Here is a 13,987-nt window from a genome sequence, read left to right on the forward strand (position 1 = left end):
GGTGCAAGGTCTTGTTTTTCTATGTCGGGGTCAATTCAGATTGCCTCTCCGAGAAAAATCTATATTACCCCACGACATGGTATCCTTGACCTTGCAGATTGATTATAGTTTATGATTGCCTAAATTGCAAGATGATTCTCGCATTTATTCCGGCACCTCAAGAAAAAAGGGGGCGTGTGTTTGTATTGCTGATATGAAAAGCGTGTGGTATAATAATTGTAAATACTTCACCCATACTGATGAATGGACAGGCCAGGGTGGAATGAGGTGATGTGATGAGTAGTTTAGTTTTAGATTTGCAACAGGAAGTGCTGAAGCCTGATTGCGATATATTGAACGCCTTACGGAGAGCCCATTTAATTGCTACAAAGTTAAAATTGTCAGAGTTTGATTCATGGATTATGTGTGAGTTGAACGGCTATGATGACAATCAAGAGAATGTTCCTGATTATCGGAAAGTAACAGGACAACTGAAAGCATGGAATCCTCGTCACGGATGGATTCCGGTGGTGATTCCATATCCTGAAATCGAGAAAGCGATTTGTATTCGAGAAATGGGAAATTCCATAAGCGATATTCTCGAATTACGCAATACTTCCGGCGATACAATATTGATGAATTACTCCGGCGAGGCAGAGAAAACAATAAACTCAATATGTACTGCACCTTTTCCTACAAATTTTACCTTACATATCAGCAAACACCTCCTCAAATCAATCATCGATAAAGTGGGAAACTGCCTACTTGAGTGGACAATCCGGCTTGAAGCCGAGGGAATTTTAGGAGAAGATATGCGATTCAGTCAGGAGGAAACAAATATGGCAAAAGAAATACCACAGCAGATCAATAATTACTATGGCACAGTTGTGAATGGAGATGTCAGCCAGTCTCAAGTTGTGTCAGGCGACCATAACTCTATTGCCTTTAACTATGGGCAGGCTTCTGACTTGATGAAAAAAGTTAGGGATTCCATTGGACAGGAGCAGCTTTCAGATGAAGATCGAGAAAGTGCGATGGAACTGATTTCCGAAGCTGAGACTAAAATTGCGGCACAAAAGAAACCCGGAATTATCCAAGCTGCACTGTCTGGCCTACGAGATTTTTTGGTGGCTGGGGGTGCAAATGTTACGGCTGCACTGGTCGTACAATACTTGCAGACACTATGATGCCAAATACAGTAGATTGAACACAATAAGGATTTTTGAAAGGGATCTGAAATAAAAATATGGATATGCAAGCATATAGCGAGATGATACATGGTATTGTTGTTCCTGCGACCTTATCGCAGGAGGAAATGATTAAGTGCTACCAACCACTTACTGATTTTCTTCAAGCGGAAACACCAGAGAAATTATATCGTTTTCGACGGTGTGATGAAAAAAGTATTTCTGCATTTGACCAAGATCAGTTGGGGTTTTCACCCGGATATAAGATGAATGATGATTTTGATGCACTGCTTCATTTTAACAAAGAGGATATTAAGTCAGAACTTAAATCATTTTTAGAAAACGATCAATTTAGAACAGCTTTTCGAGCCATTGGAGAAGGGGCGGAAGCGCCAGTTCACATTCAAAATCTACTGTCATCCGAAATGCTTGAGGCACTTCGCAAAAATATAGCCCAAATGGACGAATCGACCATGAGTACATCGCTGCACCAATTATATGATTTCTTTGTAGAACAGATAGATGTAAACGATATTGCAGTTCAAGAAATAGTTCAAAAAACAATTAAATTCGCCTCTTTTTCAGAAGCAATAGAATCCGCAGCGATGTGGGGCTATTATGCCGATTCGGGGTGTGGATTTGCTTTGTCTTATGACTTCCGCAATGGCGGCTATACAATATGCAATTCATGTTTAACAGGAAATCTATGCCCTTCTTATAAAAGCTGCCTGTTAGCACCATTAATATATGGTGATACCTGTTTCAACGCGACAAGATACGCTACTTGGCTTTTTCAACAAAGAGCTATTTTTAAGATATTGGCAGACAGAAATGCGACTTCATTCTATAGTTATCTACAAAATATTGTGCCTTGCCCAGATTTGTTTATGCCAACCAAAATATTATTACATAAGGCCAGTGCATGGGGACATGAGCGTGAATGGAGATTGACTTGTAATTGTAATTCTCCTGATTTTAATCAACAAGAGTTCTCCTGGGCAAAAAAGAAGCCTACAGCGTTATATCTTGGTCGGAAAATTAAGCCAATCCATGAGAAAATACTTCGTCATATTGCTGTAGAGAAAAATATTCCTGTATATAAAATGCAAATTCAACAAAATGATTCATCGTATAAGTTATATCCAGAAAAAATTTCATAGAATAGGAAACCAGGGGCGCAACTATGCGCTCCTGGTTTTTTACTATTGGAAACTATATGGTTTCAATCAGGCAGTTGAGAATCGCTTCAATCTTATGTTGCTTCTCCAAGTCTGGCCCTCCCAGCTTCTCAGCCAAAGGTGTCCATCGAATAGGTGTGTCTGATGCGATGTACACTGCCAGGATGGAATCAGCACCAGTCCCAAGGGCACTGCAAATGTCAATCAAGGTAGGCAGGGCAGGCATCAGCGACCCTCGTTCAATCCGTGAGATCGAGTTGGAGGCAACGTCCGTTATCTCTGCAAGTTGATTCTGATTCACTCTTATTTCAAACACACCTATTGTTGGAACCCGATAGTGGTAATCATCGAAGGTACTGTTGCAATAATAGAATGTACCTGGTGGCTGAAGTTGCAAATCATAATTCTCAATCCTCTCGCACTAAAAGAAAACGTATGAGCCACATCCACAGCGATATATTATTCTCATGATATCCAGGAACCGCTCTGTGTCACAGATGGCATGGGGCAGCTTACTTTATCACGAAAAGAGGTGAAAGTTATTGAGCAAATCATCAACGAGAAGGAAGAGCAGACTATCCAATCCGGCTATTCATCAGGAACGCCCAAAGACAAGTCTGCCCTGGGCGCTATCTTTAACTATCGAGGAGGGTAGCACAATGCAGATTGCAGTTACGATAAAAAGAAATATTTGACTCAACCCGCACTATATGCTACAGTTTGTTTTGAAAGGGCAGTGATGGTATGGATATTACAGAAACTAGTATCGTCCATAATGACATTCTACAGCAAATCGAACACCTACGATTGATGGATGATGTGTTAATGGTCAAATGCTTTGAGGATAATCCAAAGTGTGCGGAGTTACTTTTGCAACTGATTTTCAAGAAGTCAGGCTTTCGGGTAGACCGGGTAAAAGCTATGTGGTATGGATCTTCTGCTGGACTTGACATTTTAGCGACAAACAACGGCGGATGGAGTTATAAAATCAGGGTATTCCGAGATGATACAGCAGATAGAAAGCGGAAAAAAGGAACAGAACTCTTTCAATCAGACTTTTCGACGGCTCAGACAGGTATAGATCAGAACATAGCAGGATATTACGCCGTATACATCATTGAACATGGCGCTGTGCGCAAACCTATTGACCGTGGGGGGATTCTGTTAGACGGATGGAATGAACACGGTCCCTGGGGGGGTGGAACCAGCGCATTTTACGTCAACTGTGACCGTAAAAACAGAAGTCCGCTCGGCCAACTCATGTACGACTTCTCCTGCACAGACCCATCCTATATGAACTATCCGCAGTTAGCAGATAGGGTACGCTATTTCAAGGAAAATAGGCAAGGGGTTCGGGAAATATGCGAGATGCTGGAGCAAAAAAGGCAAAGAACACAAAATTGAGAAGCACCCAAGGACAAATGCCCTTGGGTGCTATCTTTATGTTGAGATGGTGGTTTATAATCGAACGACTCGCAGTATGCCACAGGTCAACTATTCATCAGGGACACCCAAGGGCAAAACGCCAAGCTGATCCAGTAGGTCGTTTGCATCGTCAATAGACCTTCCGTGCTGGATCGCAAACAAGATCGCGGCGTCGCGTTTATCCCGCACATAAAGCTCCAGGTTGCCGGACAGCTTTAGCATTTTCTGTGTTTCCTCAGCAGAAAGCTGTAGGCCAAAGGCAATCGCCAGCAGTTTGTCACGGGATGGGGTTTTCTTCCCGGAGAATATCTGATAGACATAGGTGCGGTCAAGATGCGACCCCCGTACTACATCCGCCCGTCTGAGGTGCTTCTGTTTCAGTTGAAGCGACAGGTATTCCGGGAGCGTTTGAGCAAGCATATTCTGCGCATTTCTTAACAGGAAATCCTTGAAATTTGCCGCATTGACAAGGCTTTCCTGCACATCAGCCGTTGTTGGTTTGCCCTGATCTGCGATTCCTTTTGATACGATTTTCATATTGCGTCCTCCACTGGTGCTGTATCCTTATCATACCAGATTATGACGCATTTGAAAAGACCAGAGGGAAATTTAGATTTGTATGCTGGCAGCACACCTTTAGCGGTAAAGGCTCCTTTATACTGGGTATCAGAAAAGCGTTACATTTCAAGGATTTGGATAAAAAGCTCGGAGAGTACGTTCTGGGCAATGGATAGGAGGATGAAAAATGGTCTATGCTGTGTCGGACATTCACGGCTGTTATGACAAATACATTGACCTGCTGCGCAAAATCAGCTTTGGCCCTCATGATACGCTCTATGTCCTGGGTGACGTGATCGACCGTGGCCCGGACGGGTTCAAAATCCTGCTGGATATGGCCCAGCGGCCCAATGTGATAAACCTGCTGGGGAACCACGAGGCAATGGCGATAGATACGCTCCCCCGTATGCTGCGTTCTGTTCGGCCGGATGGAGGTGTGGAATTGTCCGAAAAGGATGCGAAGGCCGTAGAACGCTGGTTTTATAATGGAGGGGAATTGTCCCTTGCTGATTTCCTCTGGCTCAACAAAGACCAGATGCAGACCGTATGGAGCTATCTGCTGAAGATGCCGCTCTATCAGGAGGTGAACGTAGGAGATCGGCAGTTTGTTTTGGTACATGGCGGTTTGGAGAATTTTTCTCCTTCACGTCCCTTGGAGAACTACACTCCCGACGAGATCCTGTGGTGCCGCCCGGAATCGGATACGGTCTACTATAAGGACAAGATTGTCATTTTCGGTCATACCCCTGTTCAGTTTCTGGGACCTGATACTCCGGCAAAAATCTATCGGAGGGGCAGCCTGATTGACATTGACTGCGGCTGTGCGTTCCCTGGTGGTCGGCTGGGGTGCTTGTGCCTGGATACTCTTGAAGAAATCTATATATAAACGCACATGGCAGCAGAGACGCCGCCCTCATACGGGACGGCAGCTCTATACCGGCTAATCGTCATCTTCCAGTAGCTTTGAGGCAGGAATCTGAAGCACAGAAGCCATCTTGAACAGCGTTTCCAATGATACGCCCCTTGTCGTGCCGGTTCCCTCGACTTGGGCAAGAAAGTTGACACTTTTGTTGATCTTCTCGGCAAAGACCTCTTGTGTATAGCCAGCCTTCTTCCTATAGTAAGCAATCTTCAAACCAAGTATTCTGTACTTTTCTGGAAATTCGGTCTGCATACAGCATCACTCCCTGATAGTATGCTACCAATTCCCCAATACAATTAAAATTTCTTAAAAAGAAATGATTATTTACTTCAAGTCAATAATAGGCTATAATAGCAGAATACAACGGGGAAACCATTTCGCTTACACAGGAGGGACACTATGCCGACCTGTTTCTTCATTGGACATCGAGAAGCACCAGATAGTCTACTGCCGCAACTGTCCGCAGCAGTAGAGCGCCATATCATGGAACTTGGCGTAACTGAGTTTGTTGTAGGAAGCTACGGATGGTTTGACTCAATGGCAGCGAGAACCGTCAGAGCCACGAAGAAGCACTACCCGGAGGTGACGCTCACACTACTATTGCACTATCACCCATATGATCGGCCCATTCCAACGCCAGACGGCTTCGATGGCACATTTTATCCGCCAGGGATGGAAACTGTACCTAAACGGGCCGCTATTATCCGAGCAAATCGCTACATGGTGGAGCACAGCGACTACTTAATCGCTTATGCGTGGCATCCGGCCAGTAACGCACGGGATTTGGTAGAGTATGCAAAAAAGTGTGAAAAAAGAGGGCTGATTCAAGTCACAGAACTGCAAGGACCACTGTAACCCTAAACACTTTATCAAAGGAGATGGAAAATTGAGAGTCGAACTTACAAACCCCATGCTGGGTGATAAACTGCGTACCCTTTCAGTCGAATATGACCTGCCCGAAGAATTATTGGTCAACGTGGCGGTCAAGCGGCTGGTGGATGATATTGAATTTGTGCGGGATCTCCGTATTGGCAAAACGGAGGGGGCGTAGACTGCTACGCCCTCTCCGTGTCAAAGTATGCAAAAATCGTCCGAAGTACATTGATTGCCATTTGCTTACGCTCCAAAGGCTGCTGATCCATGATCTGCTTGAACTGCTCCATGATGTTGGAATCGCTGTCGGATACGGAATCAGCCAGCAGATAATCCACAGTCACGCCCAACCGATTGACCAGCCGCACCAACGTATCCAGCGTCAGGCTCCGCTCTCCTCGTTCAATAGCACCCATATAGGTATCCGATATGTCAACCGATTCTGCAAGCTGGGCTTGGGTCAAATGCAACCGGAGGCGTTCTTCTCTGATCCGCTCGCCTAACCTCTTATAGTCCATGTGTTCACCCCTTGTTTATTGTACCCAATGGAATCTTCACCAAGAAATATCTGATAGAGGTATCTGTATTGACTGATAGAGGTTTTCGTGATAACATGATGTGGTATTGTCCGATTCAAGGCACTAATTCCAGGCTTCTCCTGGTGATATTTTGCGGAAAGGAAGAACCACAAATGGCCAGAGTTTGCAGGACGGCGAAAGAGTTTGCCGAAGCGGTGAAAGACAATGAGGAGTACATCACAATCGAAGGTGACCTAAAAAACGGTGTTTTGCGCATAAAGGCTACCGGGAAGATTGCGTGGGGAGTATGCGTTGCTTCATTGGCCGTAGCAATAACGGCTATCGCTGTGTCTCCGGTTGGAGGTGGTGCTCCGGCTGGTGCTGGCCTTGTGATGGCTGCACCAGCAGCAGCTACGCTAGGTGCCGCAGTCGTACCAGCCGTTACAATAGGCGTCTGCGCCGGGGGTGTTGGTGTGTTGAATACGCTGAGGGATAAGTACAAAATCATAGAAAAAAACGATAAATACATAACCCTCAAGCGAAAGTAAATTGTTTCACCACAAATAAAATCTGGAGGTCATGGTTATGAGCGGCGAAAAGGCAATGGCAGTTCTTGCAATTATCCAGCAGCTAATACCGGAAGCTAAAAAAATTTCAAAAGCTCACGGGTTTGTCCACAAGCGGACCGAAGCAGAAATCAATGGCATACGGGGATTTCTGGTTTGGGATTTTATCGTCTACAACGAGATCACTTTTGACGATGCAGAGGGCAATATTATGTCGTTCTTTACCTCTATGTCTGATGACGAAACCGAGGCCGAGTGGAATCGACTCGTGAAAAAGTACGGAGTCAATACGGACAAATGATTTTGGCAGGATGGAGTGTCCATGTTCAAAAAGAGACTAAAGAAAATCCCCTCAGATTTGGTATCTTACATCCAGATTGAAACAGAAGCCATCCGAGATGCCAACGATAAAATGATGATCTCCTCCTATTGTCTCGGCAAATTGGAGTTGGTCAACTGGTATCTTGAACTTCTGGAGGTTGGCTCCAAGAAATACATCGTCCCACAAAGCAAGGCATACTTGGAGATGGTCAGAGGTCAACTTATGGCCTGTCACAAAGAAATCATGGCCGTAAAAATAACAAAACCTGGGGAACGTCCACTACTGGACATCAAGTACCCAAAAGGATACGAAGGATAGGTGATTTTATGAAGAAAATGATTGCATTGCTGACAGCTATCGTGTTATTGCTGTCGGCCTGTTCCAGCGCCACACTGGACGGTGCGGGTAAGGAACTGGAAGATACCATAGCAAACGCCACTGATGCCGACAATAAATATGTTCAGATGGTCAAGGGAGGATATAGAGCCGACAATCCCAATGTGACTTATGAGGACGCATTTACCTCCTTCTTCGGTACGCCGCGTTGGAAATATTTCGAGAGCGAAGACGGGCAAGACGTTGTGGAGTTTACAGGTGACTGTACCTACCAGGACGTTCCGGTAAAAGCTCGGATTCAATTCGTGGTTGATGAAGAAAACGGAACCTTTGAAGCATCCTATCTTGCGTTTAATGAAGTCCCGCAGGATGCCTTGACGCTGGCTGCGGTAATTGCAAAAGCGTTTGAAGGTGCTGAGGCAGTTGAGACGGGAGACGGCCAGGGGCAATCTACCAATACCACAGGACAAATTCTGATTCGCCAAGTTCCTACTCAGGATGTAATTGGAATGACAGCGGACGAAGTTATTGCCACTTTTGGCGATCCGGAAATATATTCCGAAAATGATAGCATTGAATATGGTGCTGATGCTCCGGAATGGATGTATTTTGATGTTTCCAACGGAAACACAGTGGCCAGTTTTAGTGCCAACGCAGGGGAATTTACATTGAATGGTCAGAGCTTGAAGCTGGATTTTGATTCACTTATAAGTCTGATAGGAGATGACTACGACAGCCTTGGTGCAGGTGGGTATCAATGGATTCGGAACGGTATCTGCTATACTTTCTATATCCCGGATGATACTGAGGAGTCCTATAGCATCAATGTTTATAGAATTGATGACGATGATCCGATTGATAACGATGCCTATTTGGGCGATGAAGGCAATTATGGGACTTACGGCAATTTGGATTCCGCACTGGTCGGTAGATGGCGGTCAAATGACGGCGGTACACTCCAATTTGACGATACCGGGATGATAAGTTCCTGTGACTTTAATTGTTGGAGCATGGTAGGGGACACACCAGATCGGGTCTATTGGGAAGCTGATAATGGCAGGGTTACTTGTTCCGCATATTTCGATGAAGATGTCACTTATAAGATTGCAGGTCCATCTAGTGGGTCTGAAATGGAGTACATTACCTTTTCGAGCAATAGCAGGCATAGGTATGAACGTGCTTCAGGTGAAAACGGCGACGGAATTACCGGGAAGTGGGTCAGTGTGGAAAACAGCATTTGGTCATTCCAGTTTAATTCGGATGGCACCGGAATGTACAATGGAAAATATTCATTTACTTGGAACACTTATACAGTGGATGATGGTTCCAGCGCATTGAACTATATCCTGCTGGATAGCTCATTCTTTGACTATTCTGTATCAGGAAATGCGCTCACCGTATTCCTCTCAGACAGCAGCCGTGTATATACCAAAGTTGGAAACTAATCACTGATTGACAGCGGGAGGGCGGCTGCGGTCGCCCTCCTGTCGTATTTATCGACGAAAAGAGAGCGATAATGTACTCAAACAAAAAGGAAGCGTAAAAAGGTGAAAATGAAAGCGATACTTTACACGATGAAGCCGCCTTGTCCCCGCTGCCCTTATAAGCTGGGACTGGTGCATACAGTAGTCAACCCGTGCCCTCAGTGTAAGGAGAATGGGTACAAGACCTATGAGCAATTCAAAAAAGAACCGTCCGGGAAATACACAAAAGGCAGGTGAACAGAACGAAGAATTTATTGAAGCGTCTCTGAGGAAAGTGAAAAATTGGACACAGGGCGTTTGATAGATTGCCAAACGAACCGTTGCACACGCCAGGGTCAGATAAGGAAACTGCAAAATGTGGACCAAAACGAGAAAGGTGGCCATAAAGCTATCGTATGACACCACATTTCAGCAATATATTCTATCTCTGTAATCAAAAAGGAAATGGGGGTGTTCAATATTGTCCTATCGTAGAACCCTTGAAGTGGTGCTGGTGGTGCTTACCGCCTTGCTTGCAATGGCAAAGGCTATCAGCGAAATGGACGATCCGCCCGAAGCAGCTTAAACCAAGCAACCAGCGTAAACAGGGGGCTTCCCGCATGGGAAGTCCTCTGTTTATCTATTTCAGCGCAAAAATCATTCACATATTCAAATCTAATTTAGGAGGTAAAAATCATGCCCGCAAACGTTGAAACCATGTTCTATGTCCGTGAAAAGCCCTGGCATGGCCTTGGTACGGAGGTACAGGAGGCCCCCATGTCGATTGACGCCCTGGTTCTTGCTGGCCTGGATTGGGAGGTCATTCAGAAGAACGTCTACACACAGGACGGCTCCCTGATCCCTGGTTATAAGGTCAATCTCCGCAACACCGACAGCGCCGCCCTGGGTATCGTCTCTGACCGCTACAAGGTCGTCCAGAATGAGGACGCTTTCCAGTTCACCGATGATCTGCTGGGGGCCGGTGTGACCTATGAGACTGCCGGGGCCTTGCAGGGCGGCCGCAAGGTCTGGATGCTGGCCCGGATGCCCCACCGCTACATCATCGCCGGGGACGAGATCGCTCCCTATCTGGTAGTGATGAACTCCCACGATGGCAGCTCTGGTATCAAGGTTGCCATGACGCCTATTCGGGTTGTGTGTGCCAACACACTTAACCTGGCTTTGGATACCGCAAAGCGCATTTGGACCACTAAGCACACCGAGAACGTCATGCTCCGTGTCCACGAGGCCGAGGAGACCTTGGGGCTGGCTGAGAAGTACATGGGCGAGCTGGGCCGGGGCATCGACGCCCTGTCCAAGATCAAGCTCACCGACAAGAAGGTTATGGAGTTCATGGCCGAGTTCTTCCCCGTCACCCTTGATATGCCAGATGTCCAGCGCAAGAACAATCTGCGGCTGTTGGAGGATATGAAGCGGCGCTATTGGGAGGCCCCCGACCTGTCCCATGTGGGAAAGAACGGCTACCGCTTCGTCAACGCCATCAGCGACTTCGCCACCCACGCTGATCCCATCCGCAAGACCAAGAACTACAACGAGAACCTGTTCCTTCGCACCGTCGAGGGCAATCCCATGATCGACAAGGCGTACAAGATGGTGCTGGCGGCGGCATGATGTGTTGTATCAAACAGGGGCGTACAGCTATATGGCTGTGCGCTCCTTATTTTATTTCAGTGAAAGTGAGGTCATGATATGCCAGCAAGAGTATTGGTATCCACTGAAAATATGCCCTATGCCGACTGGCTGGAATACCGGAGGCAGGGCATCGGCGGTTCGGATGCTTCTGTGGTCTGCGGGATCAGCCGCTACAAGTCCCCTGTGGAGCTGTGGATGAATAAGACGGGGCAACTCCCGGACCAGGAGGCCGGAGAAGCGGCCTATTGGGGGACGCAGCTTGAGCCCTTCGTTCGGGCCGAGTTCACCAGGCGCACCGGGATCGAGGTCAAGCAGGTGAAGGAGCTGCTGCAAAGCGAGGAATACCCCTTCATGCTGGCGAACCTGGACGGCATCTGTGAAGTTCCTGACGTTGGCACCTGTATCTTCGAGGCCAAGACCGCTTCGGCTTACAAGGCTGGCGAGTGGGAGGATACGATCCCCGACGAGTATATGCTTCAGGTACAGCATTACATGGCCGTCACTGGCTACGCCGGGACCTACATTGCCGTTCTCATTGGCGGCAACACCTTCAAATGGCGGTTTGTGGAGCGTGACGAAGAGCTGATTTCTATGCTCGTTGAGCTGGAAACGGCCTTCTGGAACCATGTGCAGGACTGTACTCCCCCGCCGCTGGATGGCTCCGATGCCTGTGCCAAGTTCCTTGCTGACCGATTCCATGACAGTATCCCCAAGTCCCACATCACGTTGCCCGACACCGCCGCCGATCTGCTGGTCCAGTATGATGAAGCCTGTGAACAGTTGGAGGTTGTCACCGAGAAAAAGCAGAGAGCTGAAAATCTGCTGAAGGAGATGATGGGAGAGAACGAAATCGGGACAGCGGGGGACAGAATCGTGACCTGGAAAAGCGTATCCCAGGAGCGTCTTGACAGCAAGACCTTGAAGGCCGAGCATCCCACTCTCTACAAGAAATACGCCAACAAGTCATCCTACCGCCGCTTCACCATCAAGGCGGCGAGTTAATTTTGGGAGGTTCATTATGGACAACACGAAACTGAAAGGCCGTATGATCGGCAAGGTGCAGGAGTTGCAGCAGCCCACCGAAAATCAGAACATCACTATTACCTCTGCGCCGGAAACCGCTCCGGCCCCGGTGGAATCCACCTATCTGGCCCTGACGAACAACGCCCTGGACATCATCCGGGCCAACTTGAAGAGCCAGCCGTTGACGCTGGATCTCTTTGACATCGTGAAGTCGCCCTCCGGCGGCTCCACTGTGTTTGAGGTTCCGGGGTTGGCCGGGAACGAGGCTGCTATGGAGCTGACGGGCATTGTGCTGGACTACACTACGCCGAGGGCCTATTGGGATACCCCCGATCCGGTGGAGGGCACGCCGCCTGTCTGCATGAGCCAGAACAGCATCATTTCCCACGATGGTAAATCCTGTGCCATGTGCCCCTACAACGACTTTGGCTCCAAGGATGGGGACAGCAACGCCAAGGCGTGTAAGGAATCGGTGCTGTTGTTCCTGCTGCGGCCCAACAGCATCATCCCCCTGCTGGTGCGTGTCCCTGTTACCAGCAAGCCCCGGTTTCTGAAATACTCTACCCGTCTGCTGAGTACCCTGACGCCGATTTCCAGTGTGGTCACGAAGATCACCTTGGAGAAGGCCACCAGCAAACAGGGCAAACCCTACGCCCTGTTCAATTTCCAGACCGTCAGCAAGCTCAGCCCGGAGGAAGCTGCACAGGCGAAGATGTTCGGTCAGCAGTTCATGGAAATCGTGAACGCCGCTCAGTTGGTTCCCGATTTGGCCGAGGCCAGCTAAGATAAAACACGCTATGATGGCCCGGTGTCCCTGCTCTGTGCTGAGATTCCGGGTCATTTGCTTTTTCAAAAGGGGGAATTAGACTTGTTTGAAACCGTAAAAATGTCTGCGGTAGCACTCCGGCACATGATGAACGAAACTTTTGACTACAACAAATTTGAACAGGGGCGGCAGGAGGCCAGGGCTTTCTTCCATGACCACTCGGAGCAGCGAAAAGAAAAGCTGGCGGAGATTAAGCGGCGAATTGAAAACTGCGACTTCAAGCACACACCCGGAGCCTCCTACTGGATTGGCTGCTTGAGTGAAGCGGACTTTTCGTGAAAGGGGTAGCTATATGGACTACGCTGAACTGAAACAAATTTTCCGGGAGTTAAAACGCACTTCTCCAAGAGATGACCTGACAGCGCACATCATCTTCACGGAGGATAGTTTTACTACTCAGTATCCGTTGTTGAGCCGTACCTACTGTGTCAGCAGCGACAACAAGGCATTCTGGCCCAACATGGGCGGCTATTCCATCTTCGGCTATTGTCTGGACAAGACCAGCGATCAGGGTGTCCGACTGGATTACTATATGGCCGAGGAACGGGACCCTGGCGGCTGGAAGGTCGAGGACTGCTATATTTTAGAGCAGATGCGGGATACTGCGGCCATCTCCAACTTGACCCGGATGGAACAGGACGATGGGACAGTTTGCTATTTCTTCGGTGATACCTGTATCCGGGTTCGTGAAAGTGAGGACAACGGGAAAATCAGGCTGGAGCTTGTGAGTGGAGATCAGACAGCCTGCGGCGAGTGGGTGGAGCTGTCTATTGACAGGGTATATGGCTACTGTACCCTGTTGGAGCGGCATCTTAACAGGAAGGATGGAAACCAGAAATGAAAATTGGCGATTCTGTTTATACGCCCCGTTTCTGCACAGTTCGGATCGCCGCTGTCTTTGAAAATGAGATGGAGGCCCGTGCTGCTGGATTCTGTGAGCCGACTTACTACGAAGGCGATCACGTTATTTTGGGGAAATCTCTGGATATGTATAGCATGGAGTTCGCTGCTGTTCCCAAAGGAGCGAGCCATGAGTAGAAAACGTAGAAAAGCACATGACAGGTCTACCTTCAAGAAGTTCTGTGATCCTGGTGTTTGCGACTGCTGCCAGTACATCGGTGAAGGTGACTTCCTGTGTGATAAGCACATGGAGATCGT

At 47.8% G+C, this 13,987-nt stretch carries 19 protein-coding genes; 16 read left to right on the top strand and 3 right to left on the bottom strand.

The window, feature by feature from the left end; translation table 11 throughout:
- Nucleotides 1-275 precede the first annotated feature (275 nt).
- The 3 genes from D1646_RS14250 (at nt 276) to D1646_RS14265 (ending at nt 3,748) form a co-directional block, all read left to right on the top strand.
- Nucleotides 276-1,166, top strand: coding sequence for an ABC transporter substrate-binding protein (locus D1646_RS14250; RefSeq protein WP_160637102.1), 891 nt, complete (start codon nt 276-278; stop codon nt 1,164-1,166).
- A 128-nt stretch (nt 1,167-1,294) separates the two neighbouring features.
- Complete coding sequence (locus tag D1646_RS14255; RefSeq protein WP_160637103.1) at nt 1,295-2,326, top strand: DUF2971 domain-containing protein; 1,032 nt, start codon at nt 1,295-1,297, stop codon at nt 2,324-2,326.
- A gap of 762 nt (nt 2,327-3,088) precedes the next feature.
- Entirely contained in the window at nt 3,089-3,748 is a 660-nt protein-coding gene (locus D1646_RS14265) for a hypothetical protein (RefSeq protein ID WP_160637105.1), read from the top strand.
- A gap of 90 nt (nt 3,749-3,838) precedes the next feature.
- On the opposite strand, the gene D1646_RS14270 is transcribed toward D1646_RS14265, so the two are convergent.
- Nucleotides 3,839-4,306 carry a helix-turn-helix transcriptional regulator gene (locus D1646_RS14270; protein WP_160637106.1) on the bottom strand — a complete coding sequence of 156 codons (468 nt, stop codon included), beginning with the start codon at nt 4,304-4,306 and terminating at the stop codon, nt 3,839-3,841.
- Nucleotides 4,307-4,514: 208 nt separating this feature from the next.
- Here D1646_RS14270 and D1646_RS14275 point away from each other — a divergent pair, with 208 nt between their 5' ends.
- The gene (locus tag D1646_RS14275; RefSeq protein ID WP_160637107.1) at nt 4,515-5,213 is read left to right on the top strand and encodes a metallophosphoesterase family protein; all 699 of its coding nucleotides are present in this window, start codon (nt 4,515-4,517) and stop codon (nt 5,211-5,213) included.
- Nucleotides 5,214-5,267: 54 nt separating this feature from the next.
- Here the strand turns inward: D1646_RS14275 and D1646_RS14280 are convergent, their stop codons facing one another.
- The gene (locus D1646_RS14280) at nt 5,268-5,501 is read right to left on the bottom strand and encodes a helix-turn-helix transcriptional regulator (RefSeq protein WP_160637108.1); all 234 of its coding nucleotides are present in this window, start codon (nt 5,499-5,501) and stop codon (nt 5,268-5,270) included.
- 147 nt (nt 5,502-5,648) lie between these two features.
- On the opposite strand from D1646_RS14280, the gene D1646_RS14285 reads away from it, so the two are divergent.
- Entirely contained in the window at nt 5,649-6,104 is a 456-nt protein-coding gene (locus D1646_RS14285) for a hypothetical protein (RefSeq protein WP_160637109.1), read from the top strand.
- Between the two features lie 31 nt (nt 6,105-6,135).
- Nucleotides 6,136-6,300: a hypothetical protein gene (locus D1646_RS14290; RefSeq protein WP_160637110.1), complete on the top strand. Its 165-nt coding sequence runs from the start codon at nt 6,136-6,138 to the stop codon at nt 6,298-6,300.
- Between the two features lie 4 nt (nt 6,301-6,304).
- Here the strand turns inward: D1646_RS14290 and D1646_RS14295 are convergent, their stop codons facing one another.
- The gene (locus D1646_RS14295; protein WP_160637111.1) at nt 6,305-6,640 is read right to left on the bottom strand and encodes a helix-turn-helix transcriptional regulator; all 336 of its coding nucleotides are present in this window, start codon (nt 6,638-6,640) and stop codon (nt 6,305-6,307) included.
- Nucleotides 6,641-6,651: 11 nt separating this feature from the next.
- Here D1646_RS14295 and D1646_RS14300 point away from each other — a divergent pair, with 11 nt between their 5' ends.
- The 10 genes from D1646_RS14300 to D1646_RS14345 all read left to right on the top strand — a co-directional run bounded on the left by D1646_RS14300 (nt 6,652) and on the right by D1646_RS14345 (nt 13,867).
- On the top strand, nt 6,652-7,188 hold the full coding sequence (locus D1646_RS14300; protein ID WP_160637112.1) for a hypothetical protein: 537 nt from the start codon (nt 6,652-6,654) through the stop codon (nt 7,186-7,188).
- Nucleotides 7,189-7,225: 37 nt separating this feature from the next.
- Nucleotides 7,226-7,507 (top strand): hypothetical protein, encoded by a 282-nt coding sequence (locus D1646_RS14305; protein ID WP_160637113.1) that lies wholly within the window; start codon nt 7,226-7,228, stop codon nt 7,505-7,507.
- A 21-nt stretch (nt 7,508-7,528) separates the two neighbouring features.
- Entirely contained in the window at nt 7,529-7,846 is a 318-nt protein-coding gene (locus tag D1646_RS14310; RefSeq protein WP_160637114.1) for a hypothetical protein, read from the top strand.
- An 8-nt stretch (nt 7,847-7,854) separates the two neighbouring features.
- A complete protein-coding gene (locus tag D1646_RS14315) occupies nt 7,855-9,309 on the top strand; it encodes a hypothetical protein (protein ID WP_160637115.1) in 1,455 nt (484 codons plus the stop codon).
- 714 nt (nt 9,310-10,023) lie between these two features.
- On the top strand, nt 10,024-10,959 hold the full coding sequence (locus D1646_RS14320) for a DUF932 domain-containing protein (protein WP_160637116.1): 936 nt from the start codon (nt 10,024-10,026) through the stop codon (nt 10,957-10,959).
- 78 nt (nt 10,960-11,037) lie between these two features.
- Nucleotides 11,038-11,982, top strand: coding sequence for a lambda-exonuclease family protein (locus D1646_RS14325; RefSeq protein WP_160637117.1), 945 nt, complete (start codon nt 11,038-11,040; stop codon nt 11,980-11,982).
- A gap of 16 nt (nt 11,983-11,998) precedes the next feature.
- Nucleotides 11,999-12,787, top strand: coding sequence for a hypothetical protein (locus tag D1646_RS14330; RefSeq protein WP_160637118.1), 789 nt, complete (start codon nt 11,999-12,001; stop codon nt 12,785-12,787).
- 84 nt (nt 12,788-12,871) lie between these two features.
- Nucleotides 12,872-13,108, top strand: a complete 237-nt coding sequence (locus D1646_RS14335) for a flagellar biosynthesis anti-sigma factor FlgM (RefSeq protein WP_160637119.1) — start codon at nt 12,872-12,874, stop codon at nt 13,106-13,108.
- 13 nt (nt 13,109-13,121) lie between these two features.
- Nucleotides 13,122-13,670 carry a hypothetical protein gene (locus D1646_RS14340; RefSeq protein ID WP_160637120.1) on the top strand — a complete coding sequence of 183 codons (549 nt, stop codon included), beginning with the start codon at nt 13,122-13,124 and terminating at the stop codon, nt 13,668-13,670.
- On the top strand, nt 13,667-13,867 hold the full coding sequence (locus tag D1646_RS14345; RefSeq protein ID WP_160637121.1) for a hypothetical protein: 201 nt from the start codon (nt 13,667-13,669) through the stop codon (nt 13,865-13,867). The genes D1646_RS14340 and D1646_RS14345 overlap by 4 nt, the downstream gene beginning before the upstream one ends.
- The last annotated feature ends 120 nt before the right edge of the window (nt 13,868-13,987 follow it).

Origin of the sequence: Pseudoflavonifractor sp. 60, assembly GCF_009911645.1 — a bacterium.
GTDB lineage: Bacteria > Bacillota > Clostridia > Oscillospirales > Oscillospiraceae > Lawsonibacter.

Coding starts and splice junctions, on each gene's coding strand:
- D1646_RS14320 (WP_160637116.1), top strand. CDS start 10,024: ATGCCCGCAAACGTTGAAACCATGTTCTATGTCCGTGAAAAGCCCTGG.
- D1646_RS14315 (WP_160637115.1), top strand. CDS start 7,855: ATGAAGAAAATGATTGCATTGCTGACAGCTATCGTGTTATTGCTGTCG.
- D1646_RS14285 (WP_160637109.1), top strand. CDS start 5,649: ATGCCGACCTGTTTCTTCATTGGACATCGAGAAGCACCAGATAGTCTA.
- D1646_RS14265 (WP_160637105.1), top strand. CDS start 3,089: ATGGATATTACAGAAACTAGTATCGTCCATAATGACATTCTACAGCAA.
- D1646_RS14255 (WP_160637103.1), top strand. CDS start 1,295: ATGATTAAGTGCTACCAACCACTTACTGATTTTCTTCAAGCGGAAACA.
- D1646_RS14280 (WP_160637108.1), bottom strand. CDS start 5,501: ATGCAGACCGAATTTCCAGAAAAGTACAGAATACTTGGTTTGAAGATT.
- D1646_RS14305 (WP_160637113.1), top strand. CDS start 7,226: ATGAGCGGCGAAAAGGCAATGGCAGTTCTTGCAATTATCCAGCAGCTA.
- D1646_RS14345 (WP_160637121.1), top strand. CDS start 13,667: ATGAAAATTGGCGATTCTGTTTATACGCCCCGTTTCTGCACAGTTCGG.
- D1646_RS14295 (WP_160637111.1), bottom strand. CDS start 6,640: ATGGACTATAAGAGGTTAGGCGAGCGGATCAGAGAAGAACGCCTCCGG.
- D1646_RS14340 (WP_160637120.1), top strand. CDS start 13,122: ATGGACTACGCTGAACTGAAACAAATTTTCCGGGAGTTAAAACGCACT.
- D1646_RS14330 (WP_160637118.1), top strand. CDS start 11,999: ATGGACAACACGAAACTGAAAGGCCGTATGATCGGCAAGGTGCAGGAG.
- D1646_RS14275 (WP_160637107.1), top strand. CDS start 4,515: ATGGTCTATGCTGTGTCGGACATTCACGGCTGTTATGACAAATACATT.
- D1646_RS14325 (WP_160637117.1), top strand. CDS start 11,038: ATGCCAGCAAGAGTATTGGTATCCACTGAAAATATGCCCTATGCCGAC.
- D1646_RS14310 (WP_160637114.1), top strand. CDS start 7,529: ATGTTCAAAAAGAGACTAAAGAAAATCCCCTCAGATTTGGTATCTTAC.
- D1646_RS14270 (WP_160637106.1), bottom strand. CDS start 4,306: ATGAAAATCGTATCAAAAGGAATCGCAGATCAGGGCAAACCAACAACG.
- D1646_RS14250 (WP_160637102.1), top strand. CDS start 276: ATGAGTAGTTTAGTTTTAGATTTGCAACAGGAAGTGCTGAAGCCTGAT.